The 16,917-nt window shown below is 32.4% G+C and carries 16 protein-coding genes; 8 read left to right on the top strand and 8 right to left on the bottom strand.

Annotated features, from left to right (window positions below; all coding sequences use genetic code 11):
- Positions 1-88 precede the first annotated feature (88 nt).
- Together KM029_RS11405 and trmB are read right to left on the bottom strand one after the other, a co-directional pair.
- Entirely contained in the window at positions 89-715 is a 627-nt protein-coding gene (locus KM029_RS11405) for a WbqC family protein (RefSeq protein ID WP_144073403.1), read from the bottom strand.
- Between the two features lie 31 nt (positions 716-746).
- Positions 747-1,406 carry a tRNA (guanosine(46)-N7)-methyltransferase TrmB gene (gene trmB / locus KM029_RS11400; protein ID WP_144073402.1) on the bottom strand — a complete coding sequence of 220 codons (660 nt, stop codon included), beginning with the start codon at positions 1,404-1,406 and terminating at the stop codon, positions 747-749.
- A gap of 230 nt (positions 1,407-1,636) precedes the next feature.
- On the opposite strand from trmB, the gene KM029_RS11395 reads away from it, so the two are divergent.
- Positions 1,637-2,305 (top strand): ParA family protein, encoded by a 669-nt coding sequence (locus KM029_RS11395; protein WP_126618017.1) that lies wholly within the window; start codon positions 1,637-1,639, stop codon positions 2,303-2,305.
- A gap of 54 nt (positions 2,306-2,359) precedes the next feature.
- Here the strand turns inward: KM029_RS11395 and KM029_RS11390 are convergent, their stop codons facing one another.
- Positions 2,360-2,839 (bottom strand): CYTH domain-containing protein, encoded by a 480-nt coding sequence (locus KM029_RS11390; protein ID WP_144073401.1) that lies wholly within the window; start codon positions 2,837-2,839, stop codon positions 2,360-2,362.
- 11 nt (positions 2,840-2,850) lie between these two features.
- The gene (locus KM029_RS11385; protein WP_144073400.1) at positions 2,851-4,032 is read right to left on the bottom strand and encodes a trans-sulfuration enzyme family protein; all 1,182 of its coding nucleotides are present in this window, start codon (positions 4,030-4,032) and stop codon (positions 2,851-2,853) included.
- 126 nt (positions 4,033-4,158) lie between these two features.
- On the opposite strand from KM029_RS11385, the gene KM029_RS11380 reads away from it, so the two are divergent.
- The 7 genes from KM029_RS11380 to KM029_RS11350 all read left to right on the top strand — a co-directional run bounded on the left by KM029_RS11380 (position 4,159) and on the right by KM029_RS11350 (position 11,758).
- Positions 4,159-4,947, top strand: coding sequence for an alpha/beta fold hydrolase (locus KM029_RS11380; protein ID WP_144073399.1), 789 nt, complete (start codon positions 4,159-4,161; stop codon positions 4,945-4,947).
- Positions 4,948-5,002: 55 nt separating this feature from the next.
- Positions 5,003-6,835 (top strand): hypothetical protein, encoded by a 1,833-nt coding sequence (locus tag KM029_RS11375; RefSeq protein ID WP_144073398.1) that lies wholly within the window; start codon positions 5,003-5,005, stop codon positions 6,833-6,835.
- Between the two features lie 2 nt (positions 6,836-6,837).
- Complete coding sequence (locus KM029_RS11370) at positions 6,838-7,572, top strand: LOG family protein (protein WP_144073397.1); 735 nt, start codon at positions 6,838-6,840, stop codon at positions 7,570-7,572.
- Between the two features lie 251 nt (positions 7,573-7,823).
- Positions 7,824-8,738, top strand: coding sequence for a lytic transglycosylase domain-containing protein (locus tag KM029_RS11365; protein ID WP_144073396.1), 915 nt, complete (start codon positions 7,824-7,826; stop codon positions 8,736-8,738).
- A gap of 31 nt (positions 8,739-8,769) precedes the next feature.
- Positions 8,770-10,089 (top strand): ribosome biogenesis GTPase Der, encoded by a 1,320-nt coding sequence (der, locus tag KM029_RS11360; RefSeq protein WP_144073395.1) that lies wholly within the window; start codon positions 8,770-8,772, stop codon positions 10,087-10,089.
- A gap of 130 nt (positions 10,090-10,219) precedes the next feature.
- Positions 10,220-10,693 carry a hypothetical protein gene (locus tag KM029_RS11355; RefSeq protein WP_144073394.1) on the top strand — a complete coding sequence of 158 codons (474 nt, stop codon included), beginning with the start codon at positions 10,220-10,222 and terminating at the stop codon, positions 10,691-10,693.
- Between the two features lie 78 nt (positions 10,694-10,771).
- Positions 10,772-11,758 (top strand): M28 family peptidase, encoded by a 987-nt coding sequence (locus KM029_RS11350; protein WP_144073393.1) that lies wholly within the window; start codon positions 10,772-10,774, stop codon positions 11,756-11,758.
- 84 nt (positions 11,759-11,842) lie between these two features.
- Here KM029_RS11350 and aspS read toward each other — a convergent pair whose 3' ends face one another.
- The 4 genes from aspS to KM029_RS11330 form a co-directional block, all read right to left on the bottom strand.
- On the bottom strand, positions 11,843-13,597 hold the full coding sequence (aspS, locus tag KM029_RS11345; protein WP_144073392.1) for an aspartate--tRNA ligase: 1,755 nt from the start codon (positions 13,595-13,597) through the stop codon (positions 11,843-11,845).
- 165 nt (positions 13,598-13,762) lie between these two features.
- On the bottom strand, positions 13,763-14,275 hold the full coding sequence (locus KM029_RS11340) for a Clp protease/crotonase-like domain-containing protein (RefSeq protein ID WP_144073391.1): 513 nt from the start codon (positions 14,273-14,275) through the stop codon (positions 13,763-13,765).
- A gap of 205 nt (positions 14,276-14,480) precedes the next feature.
- A complete protein-coding gene (locus KM029_RS11335; RefSeq protein ID WP_144073390.1) occupies positions 14,481-15,374 on the bottom strand; it encodes a glutamate--tRNA ligase family protein in 894 nt (297 codons plus the stop codon).
- Positions 15,375-15,815: 441 nt separating this feature from the next.
- The gene (locus KM029_RS11330; protein WP_144073389.1) at positions 15,816-16,910 is read right to left on the bottom strand and encodes an ROK family protein; all 1,095 of its coding nucleotides are present in this window, start codon (positions 16,908-16,910) and stop codon (positions 15,816-15,818) included.
- Positions 16,911-16,917 lie beyond the last annotated feature (7 nt).

Below are 16,917 nucleotides of genomic sequence, written 5' to 3'. Positions count from 1 at the left end.
TAACGGGTAGTTAAATACTTTTATGTGTTGAATTTAGTTATCTGTTCTGTTACTTAAAATAAAGCATATAAATTGTATTAAACAACTCTTAATGAATGAATAATTCACTATTTTGTGATTTTAAAATAGAAATTGTGTTAGGTCCTTCACAAAAAAGTAAGTCAAGGATACTTAAATTTCCATCAAATGAGTTGCCGAATACTTGAATATACGAAACTTCATTAACAATTGTTGAAGAATTTTTTAAACTTATTTTATTTCTTAAGTCAAGTAGTTCATTATCAGTGTTTTTATTGTATGATGTAGTCGGTTCTAATGTTGTTTTTAACCCAATTAGTTTAATAATACACTTTAATAAAGCGTAGTTTAATTCAAATAAAGTATCATATCCTTTACAAAGAACATCTTTTATTTGATTTTCATAGTACTCAAAATAAGGAGACCTACCATAAGCTGAATGTATACTTCGCCAATGTTTAATGGCCCAATGGGTAGTATTGTCAATTTTAACTTTTCTAAGAGGCTTACCTTTATTTGCTCCTAGAATTGGAACACTTAATCTATCTATTTTTTGAGCAGTCTTTATATAACATCTATTACGATAACTTTGCTTTTGAAAATTTTCAAACTTCTCAATATAAAGTTTATCACAGTGAGCAATTACAGTGAAATATTCAATATTCGGAAAGAAATGTAAGTCAATTAGAGCAGTCATTTACTTATTTTTTAGAATGAATTTGATTGATTTACTTATTGAATCTAAATTTTAGATAATGAACTTTATGTCCAAGTTCTGTAAAATGTTTTTCGTAACGAGTTACAATCCCATGGTGTTCTTTTAATAATTTTGATTCATATAAATCGAATGTAATCGCTTCTAATTGTACTTTTTGTTCTACAAGTGTTTCAACAGAATATTCGAATAACTCTTTACTATCTGTTTTAAAACGTACAAGACCATTCTCTTTTAATAAATTCTTATAGATATTTAAAAACCTAGGATGTGTCATTCTACGTTTTGCATCACGGTCTTTTGGTCTTGGATCTGGGTGAATAATCCAAATTTCATCCACTTCGCCTTTTTCAAAATATTTTTCCAGGTTTTGGATGTGAGTTCTTAGAAAAGCAGCATTTGTAAGTCCTTTTTCATCAACTACATTGCCACCTTTCCAAATCCTATCTCCTTTAATATCAATTCCAATAAAATTCTTATCAGGATATACTTGAGCAAGTCCTGTAGTATATTCACCACGTCCGCAAGCAAGTTCTAAAACTAAAGGGTTCTCGTTTTTAAATACTTCTTTTCTCCAATTACCTTTTATAGTTTCATATAATGGTTTTCCTTCTTCAATAACGTATGCTCTGTTATTATTCTCTTCGAATTTTATTAATTTCCTTCTACCCATTTCTTTTAAAATTTTATAATTCAGAATGCAAACATACAAAATCAATGTTTTGCTTGGGTACTTCAGAATAATACACTTATGTTTATATTGGGAAATATTCAGTTTTTTGTTGTAATTTCAATGTTTATTAATGATTAGTAGTAGAACTTTTCATTTTTAATGTGAAGGGTATAAACCTAATATTCCTCATAAATAAGATTCTTAAATTATTGCCACATATATAGATCTGTATGGCTAAAGTGATTTCTTTCGCAACCCAAAAAGGAGGCGTAGGTAAAAGTACGTTATTGATGTTAACAGCATCAGCAGTACACAATAGAACAAATAAGAAGGTTTTGGTGATTGATTGTGATCCTCAAAAATCTGTAAAAGATATATATGCAACAGAAGGTGCAGACAAAGAGCAGTCGTATGATGTTATTTCATTCAATTGGAAGCAACCTCGTGCCGAAGAAAATTTTGATAAAACATTAGCCTTAGCAGAAAAAAAATACGATGCTATTTTCCTTGATGTACCGGGTAGAATAGAAGGCAAAGAAATTTACTTTAGTGTTTTAGTTTCTGATGTAGTTATTGTTCCCGTTGTAGCGAGTGTATTAGATATGCGTGCAACTATTCGTTTCTTAAAAACATTACCAATGATTAAGGAAATGAAAGAAAAGCAAGGATATAATTTTGATGTTTTTGGTATTGTTAATAAAAAAGACCAAACTGTTGAGCATCAAAAGTTAAAAGAACTTGCTGGTATTGGAGGTATGGAATTTTTCTATTCACCAATTTCTAATTTAGTACGTTATAAAAGAGGAATTTCCACTGTTTATGATATTACAGACCCTACAATTAAGGATGATGAATTCAATCAGTATTTTGATGAATTCTGTACAAAATGCTTATTTTAAGAAGACAAAATCACCAAAAAAGGGAAGTTTGATAATCATCAAACTTCCCTTTTTTTACCACTTATTAAAAGGAGTTTTCATTAACATGGCATTATAATACTTATTATCTCCAGTTACTTCTTGACCTAACCAATCAGGTTTTTTAAAAGTTTCGTCTGTAGATGATAATTCAACTTCTGCTACTATTAAACCTTTATTGTCCCCTTCAAAAATATCAACTTCATAAATATGATTTCCTACTGGAATTTCATATCTCGTTTTATCAATTAATCCAGGTTCACAAAGTTTTAAGAGTGCTTCTACCTCACTTACTGGAATTTCCTTTTCCCATTCAAAGCGAGAAAGTCCATCATCGCTAGATTGCCCTTTAATGGTGATGAACCCTTTTTGTCCCTTTATTCTAACACGAACTGTTTTTGTTTTTTCAGCAGTGATATAGCCTTGAACAATTCTAAAAGATTTAGAAGCAAGGCTTGGATCAAATGAATTGACTAAAAACTTTCTTTCAATTTCTAAAGATTCTTTTCCATTCATGTTTTTTTGATTTATCCAGTTGGAAGACCTGCAGCTTCGAAAGCATTTTTTAGATCATCTATTAAATCTTCTAAGTCTTCTATACCAACAGAGATACGGACAAAACCATCATCTATACCTAGTTCCTTTCTAGTTTCAGGAGGAATAGAAGCATGAGTCATAATTGCAGGATGCTCTATTAAGCTTTCAACACCACCAAGACTTTCAGCCAATGTAAATAATCTACAATTTGATAGGAATACTTTTGTTTGCTCTAAATCGGCTTTAAGAGTTACTGAAATCATACCACCACCTTTCTTCATTTGTTTTTTTGCTAAAGCAAAATCAGGATGGGAAGGAAGATGTGGATATGCTACTTTTTCAACAGCAGGATGACCTTCTAACCATTCTGCAATACTTAATGCATTGCTACAATGACGATCCATTCTTACACCTAAAGTTTTCACACCTCTATTTATTAAGAAAGAATCAAAGGGGCCTTGAACAGCACCTACTGCATTTTGAAGAAAAGTCATACTCTCTTCTAATTCTTTATTTTCTCCAACAACAACAATTCCTCCAACAACATCAGAATGACCATTGATGTATTTTGTTGCTGAGTGAGCGACCATATCAAATCCTAACTCAAGAGGTTTCTGAAGGTAAGGTGTAGCAAAAGTATTATCACAAACAGTAATAATATTATTTTCTTTGCCTATTTGAGCTACTTTTTCTAAATCAACTAAACGTAACATTGGATTTGTAGGCGTTTCTGCCCAAATCATTTTTGTATTAGGTTTAATAGCTGCTTTTAAAGCATCCAAATCATTTAGATCAATAAAAGAGAACTCTAATTTGGCAGAATATTTACGTACTTTATCAAAAAGTCTAAATGTGCCACCATATAAATCATTCATTGCGATTACATGAGACCCACCTTCTAACATATCTAATACAGTTGCAGAAGCAGCTAATCCGCTAGCAAAAGCAAAACCTTTTACGCCACCTTCTAATGCTGCAACAGCATCTTCGTATGCATATCTTGTAGGGTTATGACTTCGTGTGTATTCAAAACCTTTATGTTCTCCTGGTGCTGTTTGAGCATAAGTAGAAGTTGCATATATTGGAGGTATCACCGCTCCAGTAGTTGGGTCAGGTTCTTGTCCTGCATGAATTGCAGTAGTTGAAAAACCGTATTTTTTATTCTTCTTCATAATTTTGAGTATATTCTATTCTGAAACCGAAATTAAACACAATTGAAAATAAAACCTATAAAAACGATAGAGTATTCTATTTGTTTAGTCATCCACCTCTTCATTTTATCAGGTTGTTCGTCTACTATGAATTTAGAGAAAGAATGGAAAAGCTTAGAAAAGAGCTATAAAAAAGAAGGCGTTTCTATGAAAGTGAATCATGTTGAAGTAAATTCAAAAGTGATTAATTATTTATCTGTAAAGGCAAATAAGGAAACGAATTTAACTTTAGTATTTATTCATGGAGCACCTGGTAGAGCAAATGATTTTTCTAAATATTTACAGCACCCAAAGCTTAGAGAAAAGGCAAATTTGTTATCAATAGAAAGGTTAGGCTATGGAAGTAATCATGGAGTAGAAGAAGATTCTATAGCCATTCATGCAGAAGCAATAGAAGCTGTATTACAAGATTGGGATAAAGTATCTCATCAGAAACAAGAATATATATTAATAGGTCATTCTTATGGAGGACCGATTGCAGCTTACACTACAATAGACTCAAACAGTGAAATTAGATATTTAATTTTATTAGCTCCTGCAATGTCTGCTGATTTAGAACCAATGAAGTGGTATTCGAGATGGGCACAAGCCAAAATAATTTATAAAATTTTACCTACTTCTTTTCAAGTTGCTACAGATGAGAAGGCAAATCATAAGAATGCATTGAAATTAGTAGAAGATAAATGGAAATTGATAAAAGTACCAACAGTTATCGTTCATGGTAAAAAAGATGGGCTTGTTCCTTTCGAAAATATGAACTTTGTACGTGAAAACTGGGAGTCTCCTCTGGATAGTTTGATTTTAGAAGATAAAGGGCATATTTTTCCTTTTACAGATTCAGATATAGTAGTAGATTTATTACTTGATAAGTCTTAGAGTTTTTTCTTTAAGAAAATAGATTATTATAAACACACAATAACCAATTATTACTGTGGAAGAAGATTTAGAAAGTCAATTAGAGAATACACAGGAAGAGCAGAAGTCGAATGAGATGAAGGATACATTTGATAATGAAGATAAACCTCCCAAAAAAGGAAATAAGAAAATAATATTTTTAGCTCTTTTCCTACTACTTATTGGTGGTTTTGGATGGTGGACACAATCATTACCTAAAACACAGTTATGGCAATCGTTACCATCTGGGGCTGGAATTATTGTAGGTTCGTCTGATATTTTCACAACATGGAAATCTATTCATGATTCAGAATGGAATACTTCTTTTGCAAATTCTTTATCAAATACTAAGCAAAAGATTTGGGATTCACCTATTGGCTCAAATTCGATACTGCATTTTTTATTGAGTGATTACCCTTTATTAAGTGGGGTTTATCAAACCGAAAAAGATGGAAGAGCTAAAATTGTTGTTGTTGATTTGGGATGGAAATCAAAATTGACAGATCATCTAAGGTTTTTATTGGGTAAGAAATTTACTTTAGAACAAGAGGTATTATCTGATAAACAGAACATGACTGTTTTAAAAAGAGGTAATGCAGTTTATGGAGTTTATTATGTCTACAATAACCTTTTAATTTTTTCAACTCACCAAACATTAGCTAAAAGAGCGTTTGAGTCGATGGAAAATGGAGGTGAGTTATTAGAATTATCAGAAAAGAATTTTACAGACGATGCATTGTTAGAAGTTTGGATGAATCCAAATGCAGTCTACTCTCTTTCTGAAGAATATTTTGTTGAGCCTCAATTGTCTTTACAGGGAATTGGAAGGATAATGGGTTTTCAGCATTGGATATGGACAAAAACAGCAACTGGATTAACAGCAGATATAGAAACTTCTCAGCGAGCATTTTCGTTAGAACCTGTATGGTGGATGTGGTCTGCGACATCATCTAGTAAAGAACTGCTTTCTGTTATACCAGAAGATATAACTATGGCATCTCACTGGGGAATGTCATCTAAAATTGGAGAAAGAAGAGCAGCTTTATTAAGAGCAAATGTAGCTCCTTGGAAACCTTTGGAAGATAGATTAGGAATAACTATAAAAGAAGATTTTGATAGTTGGGTGAGTGATGAAGCCGCTTGGATAAAATTGTTACCAAGTAACTTAAAAGGTAAAGATGGTGAGGTAATGTTGTTAAAAACAAATAACCCTGCATTGGCTTCAGAGAAACTAAGAACCTTAAATTTAAAGGTGGAAAGTATGACCTTAGAACGCTTTTCTGAATTGAAATACAGAGGGTTTGCAATTGGTTACTTGGGAGTAGAGGATTTATTACCAAGAATTTACGGAGAGGCATTTGATAGAATTAAAAGACCTTATTATACAGTATTGGGTAATGCAGTAGCATTTTCTAATCATCCATTGTCATTAAAAAGAATGATTGATGCAAAATTAGAAAAGCGTACAATTGATTTAGATGAAACTACAATTCCTAAATCTGCAATGTATTTCTGGGGGAAAGGTGATGCCCTTTACCAGGATTTACCTTTATGGATTGATAAAGATGGTTTATCAAAATTAAAAACTTCTGAGGATCTTTTTAGTAATGTAAAATCTTTTGAAGGAGTATTTTCTCCGAGAGCTAAATATTTAAAAGCTTCTTATTTTAATATTACTTATGGTGATAAAGCAGAAAATAAAGTAGCTTTTAAAAAACAATTAAGAAAACAACAAGCATTAGATGAAAGAGAAATGAATGCTTATTTGGATGGTGTAGAAATGCCACAATCTAAAGCCTTTAAAATTGCATCACCCCTTAAATCTGATGTTGATAATATGATAAAAGTTAAACAAAATATTAACCAATAATTATGTCAGAAGAAAACAATAAAATAAACAAAGAAGAAGTAGAACGTATAAGAGAAGCTTTTGTAAAAAAAGATTGGGCCGAAATTAAAAGTGCAAACTCTTGGGTTATTTTTAAAGTAATGTCTGAGTTTGTTGATGGCTTTGATAAATTGGCTAAAATAGGTCCTTGTGTATCTATTTTTGGGTCAGCAAGAACTCATGAAGACCATAAATATTATAAGATGGCAGAAACTACTGCAAGTCTATTAGTAAAGCATGGTTATGGAGTTATTACAGGTGGTGGACCTGGCATAATGGAAGCAGGAAATAAAGGAGCACAAGAAGCAGGAGGGAAATCTGTAGGATTAAACATTGAATTACCTTTTGAACAAGATGGTAACCATTTTATTGATAGAGATAAAATGTTGAATTTTGATTACTTCTTTGTTCGCAAAGTAATGTTTGTGAAATATTCTCAGGGCTTTATTGTAATGCCAGGTGGTTTAGGAACTCTTGATGAATTATTTGAGGCATATACATTAATTCAGACTAAAAAGATAGGTCGATTCCCAATTGTACTTGTAGGTGTTGATTATTGGCAGGGATTAATGGATTGGATTAAATCTACTGTTTTAGAAAAAGAGAAAAATGTAAGTCCAGAAGATTTAGATTTAATTCATTTAGTTGATACTCCTGGAGAAGCAGTTAAAATAATAGAAGATTTTTATGGCAAGTTTTTATTGTCACCAAACTTCTAAAATGATAATAAACCTTATATCTTTGACACCTCAGTTTATCGGAGGTGTTTTTTTTTATCCTTTTTGTGACTCATTACCCATTAAAAATAGTCTTTGAAGAAGAATATTTGTTAACTAATGCGTTTATATTCAGATCTTAAAAAGATTACTCCGACTTTTGTAGATTAAAATCACTCAATATTTACAGTTCGTTTTATCCCAAAAGTGTTTGGTGTAGCTTATTGTGAATATTCTTTTCTTGTTTATCAAGTATGAAATCATTCTTATGGTTCTTATTAGGAGCCATTTCGGTTGCATTATTAACATATGCACCTAAGCTTATTCAGCCTAAGACAGAAGTCTTAACAGAAACAGTAGTTGTAAAAGAAATGGAAGGTAATAGCTATGAATTACCTATGCCAGAGCATTTTCAATTTTGTGGAGAACAAGTGCCTTTAGATGATGCAGATGTTTACGAACGATTTGATAGAGAGTTGTATGTAAACTCATATTGGCATTCGCATACAATCTTAGTCTTTAAAAGAGCACAAAGATGGATGCCTGTAATAGAAAAGATATTAAAGGAACAACAAGTTCCGAATGATTTTAAATACCTTTGCATAATTGAAAGTGATTTGATGCTTAATGCTAGATCAGGTTCTGGAGCTGCAGGTTTTTGGCAATTTATGCCAAGTACAGCAAGAGAATATGGTTTAACTGTAACAAAAGAAGTTGATGAGCGCTATAATGTTGAGAAAGCAACACTTGCTGCTTGTACTTATTTAAAGAAAGCAAAAGAGAAATTAGGCTCATGGACATTAGCTGCAGCAGCCTATAATAGAGGTTCTAGTGGCATAGCAAGAGCTTTAGAAGATCAAAAAGTTACAAATTACTACGATCTTTTATTAAATGAGGAAACATCACGTTATGTATTCCGTATCTTAGCGCTTAAGGAAATAATGCAAAGTCCTGAAAAGTATAGTTTTGAACTTTCTACTAGTCAGCTATATCAACCAGATTTACTAAGAACAATCACAGTTAATAAAACAATTTCAAACCTTGCTGAATTTGCAAATGAGGAAGGTGTAAATTATAAGATACTAAAACGATATAACCCTTGGTTAAGGTCAAATAAGTTGACGATTAGAAAAGGAAAAAGTTATATCATCACGTTACCGAGCAGGTAAGTGAACAATAGTTCGAAAAGATAAATTCTCAATGAAGAAGAGTACAAATATTGTCGCAATTGTAGGAAGACCAAATGTTGGTAAATCTACATTATTTAATCGTTTGGTCGAACGCAGAGACGCTATCATGGATAATGAGAGTGGAGTTACGCGTGATAGACATTACGGACAGGCCGAATGGACGGGGAAAAACTTTACTGTAATTGATACAGGAGGGTATGTTGTTGGATCTGAAGATACTTTTGAAGAAGCAATTCGTGAGCAAGTTCAAATTGCTATTGAAGAAGCTTCTGTTCTATTATTCGTAGTAGACGTAGAAACAGGTTTAACAGATTTAGATCAAGATTTTGCTTCTTTATTAAGAAGAAGTAAAAAACCTATATATCTAGTAGCAAATAAAGCAGATACATCAGAAAAAGTGATGCATGCTGTTGAATTTTATGAACTAGGAATGGGAGAACCAATGGCTGTAGCATCAGCTTCAGGTTTTGGAACAGGTGACCTTTTAGATGCAGTAGTATCTAATTTCCCAGAAGAGGTAGAAGAAGAAGAAGAAGATGCAATACCAAGAATTTCGGTTATTGGTAGACCTAATGTTGGTAAATCATCTTTAGTAAATCTTTTATTACAAAAAGAAAGAAGTATCGTAACAGATATTGCGGGTACAACTCGTGATGCTGTAGACGCATCATATAAAGCTTACGGTAAAGAATTTATTCTTACAGATACTGCAGGTTTAAGAAGAAAAACTCGTGTAACAGAGAATATTGAATTTTACTCTGTAATGCGTACGATTAAGGCTATTGAAAGGTCAGATGTCTGTATCGCTATTCTTGATGCTACTAGAGGTATTGAATCTCAAGATTTAAGTATTATCAACCTTGCATTAAAAAATAAGAAAGGTGTAGTGATAATGGTAAATAAATGGGATTTAATTCCAGATAAGCAAACAAATACACCTAAAGAATTTGCTGAGAAAATCAGAGAAAGACTTGGAGGTGCATCTTACTTACCAATTGTATTTACTTCTGTTGTTGAAAAACAACGTATTGCTAAGGTAATTGACAAAGCAATTGAAGTATATGAGAACCGTAAGATGAAAGTAATGACATCTACATTGAACGAGGTACTACAAAAAGAAATTGACCGTAGACCACCTCCAGCTCATAGAGGACATCATATTAAAATTAAATATATAACTCAGTTGCCAATACATACTCCTGTATTTGCATTCTTCTCAAATTATCCAAGACATGTAAAAGGACCTTATAAGTCGTTCTTGGAAAATAAGATTAGAGAGCACTTTGGATTTGAAGGTGTACCTATGGGAATCGTATTTAAAGAAAAATAAATCTTAATTTTATTAGATTATAGCCATTAGTAACTTTTATAAGGAATTTACTAATGGCTTTTTTCGTACCTTGGTAACTTAACGCGCTCATTATACGTACAAAAACTATAATATTATCCATTTCAATTCAATGAGATTCATCTTATTCATATATAGCCTAATTTTACTTACATCTTGTTCTTCGTCTTCTGAAATTCAACCTGAAGAGACTGTTCAAACTAATAATAAAATTTCTTTTCAGCATGAAGAAGATATTGACTTAATGAAACTAAGTAAAGGACTTCTTCAATTTAATTATTCAATTCATGATGATTCAAAAATTGATGAAAGTAAAATGGACGTTACTTTTACATGTCGAGATTTTAAAAATGAAGAAGTAAGGATTAATAATGGAATTGAGACATCTCCACTTAATAGTGGTGTTTATTATGTAAAGGTTGTTGTAAAAGAAAAAAGCAAAAAAATTAAAGCTCAGAACCCTCAGAATGAATCAAAGAAATTACGATTACCTTCAATAAATTTAAAGAAACCAGTTTTATTAGTCGACGGTACTATAATTGTTCGATCGGGCTACATCACAGAAATTAATGTCCTTCTTAAGTAAATTATACTAACTTTGAAATTCAGATATTTTTATAATGTACTGAATTTTTGAATTTGATGAAAAATCAATAATAATAGAATGTTTAAGCAAAAAATGACAATAGCAGCTTTTTGTTGTTTAGCATTATTCTCTTGTACCGAAAATGCAGGTTCAGACAATAATACTACCGTTGTAAAAGATACTCCAATTCCTACATTTAATGCTGATTCTGCCTATCAATATGTTCAACAACAAGTTGATTTTGGGCCTAGAGTAGCAAATACAATGGCACATGATATGTGCGGAGAATTTATAGCAAGTGAATTACAAAGACATGGTGCAAAAGTAATTGAACAACCAGTTTATGTTACCGCCTATGATGGAACTTCTTTAAATGGAAAAAATATAATTGGCAGTATAAACCCTGAAGCTACTACAAGAATAATTTTAGCAGCTCATTGGGATACTAGACAAGTTGCAGACCAAGATTCTGTTAGAAAAAACGAACCTATTTTAGGTGCTAATGATGGCGGTTCTGGTGTAGGAATATTGCTAGAACTTGCTAGAGTTATTGGTAATGCTGAAAACAAACCAGACGTAGGTGTAGATATTATTTTCTTTGATGTTGAAGATTATGGTAGACCTGCTTTTGCAGAAGATCAATCTGGAGACTCAGGATACTGTTTAGGATCTAAATACTGGGCAGAGAATCCACATATTGAAGGTTATTCTGCATATTATGGTATTTTGCTAGATATGGTTGGTAGTAAGAATCCAACTTTCTTAAAAGAAGGTGTATCACGATATTTTGCACCTAGAATTGTAAGAAAGGTGTGGAAAACGGCAGAGAGAAAAGGTTTTGGTAATATGTTTATTAATCAAGATGGACCAGAATTAACAGATGATCATTTATATGTTAATCAGATAGCAAAAATTCCAATGATCGATATTATAGATCTTGATCCATCGGGAGAAAGAACGTTTTTCAAGCATTGGCATACTCATGCAGATGATATGTCAACAATAGATAAAGAATCATTAAAAGGAGTTGGAGTTACATTACTGCAAGTTCTTTATAATGAATAACAAAGAATATAATTCATTATAAAATGAAAGGGATTGATAACCATTTAGATTATCAATCCCTTTTTATCTTTCAAAGATTATTTCTTACTCAACATCAAGCTGAATACTTAAATCTTTTAATTGTTTATCATCAATTGCAGATGGAGATTCGATCATTACGTCTCTACCCGAAGTATTCTTAGGGAAAGCAATAAAATCACGGATAGAATCAACTCCTCCAAATAAAGAACAAAGACGATCAAAACCTAAAGCGATACCACCGTGAGGAGGAGCTCCAAATTCAAATGCGTTCATTAAGAAACCAAATTGTTCTTGTGCTTCTTCAGCTGTGAATCCTAAAGCATCAAACATTGCTGCCTGATCTGCTTTGTCGTGAATACGAATAGAACCGCCACCAACTTCAACACCATTAATAACCATATCGTAAGCATTTGCACGAGCATTGTAACGATCAGTTTTTAAGATTTCCGCATCTTCTGGTAGAACAGAAGTAAATGGATGGTGCATTGCATGGTAATGACCTGTTTCTTCATCTTTTTCGAACATTGGGAAATTAACAACCCAAAGTGGAGAGTATTCTGCACGGTTTCTTAAACCTAAACGCTCACCCATTTCCAAACGAAGTTCACACATTTGCTTACGCGTAGCATCTAATTCTCCAGAAAGAACTAACATTAAGTCACCTGCTTCAGCTCCTGCTTTTTCAGCCCATGCTTTTAAATCTTCTTGAGAGTAGAATTTATCTACAGAAGATTTATAAGAACCATCAGCATTACATTTAACGTAAACTAAACCTTTAGCACCAATTTGAGGACGTTTAACCCAATTAGTAATTTCGTCTAGTTGTTTACGAGTATATTCAGCAGCACCTTTTGCACAGATACCTAAAACGATCTCTGCACTATCAAATACTTTAAATCCTTTATTTTGAGCAACATCATTAAGGTCAACAAACTTCATCTCAAAACGAGTATCAGGTTTGTCAGAACCATAATCACGCATAGCATCAGCGTATTCCATTTGAGGGAATTTCGGAAGTTCAATATCTTTCACCATTTTAAATAGGTGACGCATCATTCCTTCAAAATTATCAATAATATCTTCACGCTCAACAAAGGCCATTTCGCAGTCAATCTGAGTAAATTCAGGCTGACGATCTGCGCGAAGGTCTTCATCACGGAAACATTTCACAATTTGGAAGTAACGGTCCATTCCACCGACCATTAATAATTGCTTAAATGTTTGAGGTGATTGAGGTAAAGCATAGAATTCACCTGGGTTCATTCTAGATGGTACCAAGAAATCACGAGCACCTTCAGGAGTAGATTTGATCAATACCGGAGTTTCCACTTCGATAAAATCTTGATCAGATAAATATCTACGAACTTCTTGTGCAATTTTGTGACGTAATACTAACTTTTCACGTACTGGATTACGACGGATATCTAGGTAACGGTATTTCATACGAAGTTCGTCACCACCATCTGTTTCGTCTTCAATTTTAAAAGGAGGTGTATTTGCCTCATTTAAAATTGTAAGATTAGAAAGACGTAATTCTACTTCACCTGTTGGGATATTAGGGTTTTTAGCAGCACGCTCGATCACTTCACCTGTTGCTTTTAAAACGAACTCACGTCCAATTTTACGTGCAGTCTCTAATAATTCAGCAGCGGCATTACCATCATCTTCAATTAATAATTGAGTGATGCCATAACGATCACGAATATCAATCCAGATTAAACCTCCTTTATCACGAACAGCTTGTGCCCATCCGCTTAAAGTAACTGTCTGGCCAATATGACTTGCGCGGAGTTCTCCGCAATTATGCGTTCTAAGCATTTTATTTTTATTTTGTTAGTATCTCTCGATAATCGAACGCAAAAATAAGGAGTACAGACCGCAAGAGAAAACGATTTGTTATTTCGTTTTCATTGATTTGAATGTTTTTAGTCTTTTTTTATTAAAAAGGTTAGATTTTACTGCTTTTCAAGATAAATTTTGAATTTAATCTTCTAAAGTAGAGGTGTGGATCAGATAATCTAATGTTATATCAATCTTGTCAGAAGGAATTACTCTAGTGATTAAGCCTAAATCTTCTGCAGCCTTAGCTGTTATTGTATTGGCAAGATTTAAATCATTAGAAAAAATGGCATTTTCTGTTGCGTAAGAAAGGTCATTTGCTTGTAAAAAAGATGAACCTATTGTGTTTGTAGACCCTTCAAAAACAGCAACAGTCATTGCTCTCATATTATGAATCATGTCTGTTAAATTGATAAAATAGTCGCTATTGACAATTGCATCAGTTGTAATTGACGTATTATCAAAACAAAATTTAGGTAAGAAAAAATTTTCTTGAATTGTTCTAAATATAACCATGTCTATTGAAGAGTTTTGGTTAATTTCTTCAAGTTTTTCGATGATCTGTAGTGTACTAGATTTATTAAGTTCGTTTAAACAATTATTAGGCACATATATAGTGACAACATTGCCTTTTTGAGTACTAAATATATTTTTCATAAGGCAGACAATTTGTAATTTTTGATGATAATGGTAGTTCAAATTGTCATTTGGTTTATTATAACCCGGGGATATTATCTAATGACAATTAATAATTTAAATCAAATAAGGCTTTTAATTTAAATCAAAATTACAAAGTCTGTTTATGAAAGATGGTGACGATGGTTATTATAAAATAATAACAAATGTTTGTTAATTGTTTTATTTATTCTTCGATGTAGTCGTTTTCTCCAAGAAAATCTATATCTAATAATTCATCAATAGAATTAATTTCAACTTCTTCTCCTAAGAAAAATTCTGCAAATCCGTTATAAATTTCTTGAGGGCTCATTCCTTGTGCTCTTAGTTCTCTTATAGAATCAGCACCATCAGACTTTGATATCTTATTTCCATTTTCATCAACTAATAAGGGATGATGGAAAAATTCAACATTTTCAAAATTAGGAAGTTCTAGCTTATTTGATAAGAAGATTTGGGCGGCAGTAGATTCTATTAAATCTTCTCCACGAACAATAAAATCAACGTTATCATCCTCATCATCTATTAAAGAAGCCAATTGATAAGAAAATAAGCCATCTTTTCTACGGATAATGAAATCCTTCATAACCTCATCTAAATCAATAGCAAGGTCACCAATAAAATGATCTTCAAGAAGGATAGGAGTGTTTGTTGTTTTTACTCTTACTGCAGCATCGGGAGTATTAAAAGGAAGGGATAAATCTGTACATTTTCCAGTATAGATGCCGTTTTCATTTTGCTCATAAATTTCTTTACGAGAACAATTGCATGCAAATAAGTCACCATGATCTTTTAAAGTATCAAATGCTTTTTGATAACGATGGTATCTTAATTTTTGTGTCCAATTTTTATGAAAATCATCAACCCCAGATGGCCCATTATCAAAATCAAGACCTAGCCAATCTATGGTTGTAAATATATCTTCAAGGTACTCATCTCTGCAACGAGTACTGTCGATATCGTCAATACGTAAAATAATTTCACCTTCATTCTGTCTTGCAATAATCCAAGTTAGAATAAATGAATAGGCATTACCAATATGAAGGTAGCCACTAGGTGTTGGTGCAAATCTTGTACGCATTGATTATAAATTTTCATTATAGATTTTTTATAAAGGTACGAACTAGAAACCAATTTTTAAGAGTTGGACAACTTAAAATTTTTCTGTTTTAAAGTCTACTAATTAGACTTTGCAATGAGTTTATAAGAACCCATAAAAACAACAGAAAGAACGAGTACACAGGCAAGTAATTCCATAGTATTATAGTTTGAAAGGTTTATTTTGGTTATTTATATATCAATGACAACTGAGTAAACACTAAAGACGGATAATTGAGTTATTGTTTTAAGGATTTAAAGTTTATTAAGAGTAAAGATCTTGTTGTTGCTGTTTCAAAAGTAAGAAATGAGAAAAAAAATACACTATTGTTACAACAAAATAGTTCGTATTTATAGCTTAAATACAATTTGTTGTGACAATAGTGTAAAATTTATGTGTAGTGTTAACAGTTTTGAACCTGTATTATTTTTCTTCTAATTGATGTACGGCATAAGCGTAAGCACCTAATGATATTGCTTCTGAAGTACCTAACTTAGAAATACCAACACCAATTTTTGGAGAAGCATCATAGAAAACTGTATGATCTGCAAAAGGAACTTTAATTTCCAATTGATTATTCTTCACAAAACTACCAAGCTCTTCTTCTGATGTTAAATTAAACACCTTGGCAACCAAACGATCAGTACCTGATTTGTATTGAGATTTCATCTCTTTTAAAGTAGCAGGTAGTATTAATTCTGAAGCACCAGATAGACCTCCACCGATAACAATTAAGGCATCAATACTAGTAGCTAATGTACATAAAACGTCTCCTAAGTTTTCACCCAAAGTATCAAATGCTTTTTGAGCACTAGCTTTATCACCTTCTTGGATACCTTTAGCAATTTCAAATATATCTTTAGGAGTTAAATCAGCATTATCTACTCCAGAAAATTCTTTGTAGAACCTTTGTACTGCACGAATACACGAAGCCTCTTCAGCATTAACATGGTCAAGAACTTTTGATGGTAACAACCATATTTCGCCACCCATGCTATTATCACCTAAATGTAGCTGACCATTACTAACAATACCGCCACCAAGACCAGTACCTAGTGTAATCCCAATAATATTTTTATATACTTTTTCGCTTCCATTTTCAGCTAGTTTAGCATTAATATCAGGTAGTAAACCGCCAATAGCTTCACCATATGCAAATAGGTCACCATCGTTATTAATATAGGCAGGGATACCGAATTTATGCTCTAACATTGGCCCTAATGCAACACCTCCTCTATAACCAGGTAAGTTTTGTAGATCACCAATAATACCATTTGGATAATCAGCAGGTCCAGGAAAAGCAAAGCTTATTGCTTCTGGTTTTTTATCACCTAACTGAGTAATCACATGATTAAATCCGTCTAAAATATTTTGTAAACTTTTTTCGAGATTGTCTCCATTAGAAGGTAGTCTATATGGATCTACAATCATTTTGCCTCCTTGCATTGCTGAAAAAACAAAATTTGTTCCTCCGGCATCTAAAGTTAGAACGACTTGCTGTTTGTTCGAAATTGACATAACTCTT

Origin of the sequence: Flammeovirga kamogawensis (genome assembly GCF_018736065.1) — a bacterium.
GTDB lineage: Bacteria > Bacteroidota > Bacteroidia > Cytophagales > Flammeovirgaceae > Flammeovirga > Flammeovirga kamogawensis.
This window is presented reverse-complemented; position numbering and strand designations above follow the sequence as displayed.

Bases quoted from the DNA above. Each gene is read 5' to 3' on its own strand.
- KM029_RS11405 (WP_144073403.1), bottom strand. From the start codon at position 715: ATGACTGCTCTAATTGACTTACATTTCTTTCCGAATATTGAATATTTC.
- trmB (WP_144073402.1), bottom strand. From the start codon at position 1,406: ATGGGTAGAAGGAAATTAATAAAATTCGAAGAGAATAATAACAGAGCA.
- KM029_RS11395 (WP_126618017.1), top strand. From the start codon at position 1,637: ATGGCTAAAGTGATTTCTTTCGCAACCCAAAAAGGAGGCGTAGGTAAA.
- KM029_RS11390 (WP_144073401.1), bottom strand. From the start codon at position 2,839: ATGAATGGAAAAGAATCTTTAGAAATTGAAAGAAAGTTTTTAGTCAAT.
- KM029_RS11385 (WP_144073400.1), bottom strand. From the start codon at position 4,032: ATGAAGAAGAATAAAAAATACGGTTTTTCAACTACTGCAATTCATGCA.
- KM029_RS11380 (WP_144073399.1), top strand. From the start codon at position 4,159: ATGAATTTAGAGAAAGAATGGAAAAGCTTAGAAAAGAGCTATAAAAAA.
- KM029_RS11370 (WP_144073397.1), top strand. From the start codon at position 6,838: ATGTCAGAAGAAAACAATAAAATAAACAAAGAAGAAGTAGAACGTATA.
- KM029_RS11365 (WP_144073396.1), top strand. From the start codon at position 7,824: ATGAAATCATTCTTATGGTTCTTATTAGGAGCCATTTCGGTTGCATTA.
- der (WP_144073395.1), top strand. From the start codon at position 8,770: ATGAAGAAGAGTACAAATATTGTCGCAATTGTAGGAAGACCAAATGTT.
- KM029_RS11355 (WP_144073394.1), top strand. From the start codon at position 10,220: ATGAGATTCATCTTATTCATATATAGCCTAATTTTACTTACATCTTGT.
- KM029_RS11350 (WP_144073393.1), top strand. From the start codon at position 10,772: ATGTTTAAGCAAAAAATGACAATAGCAGCTTTTTGTTGTTTAGCATTA.
- aspS (WP_144073392.1), bottom strand. From the start codon at position 13,597: ATGCTTAGAACGCATAATTGCGGAGAACTCCGCGCAAGTCATATTGGC.
- KM029_RS11340 (WP_144073391.1), bottom strand. From the start codon at position 14,275: ATGAAAAATATATTTAGTACTCAAAAAGGCAATGTTGTCACTATATAT.
- KM029_RS11335 (WP_144073390.1), bottom strand. From the start codon at position 15,374: ATGCGTACAAGATTTGCACCAACACCTAGTGGCTACCTTCATATTGGT.
- KM029_RS11330 (WP_144073389.1), bottom strand. From the start codon at position 16,910: ATGTCAATTTCGAACAAACAGCAAGTCGTTCTAACTTTAGATGCCGGA.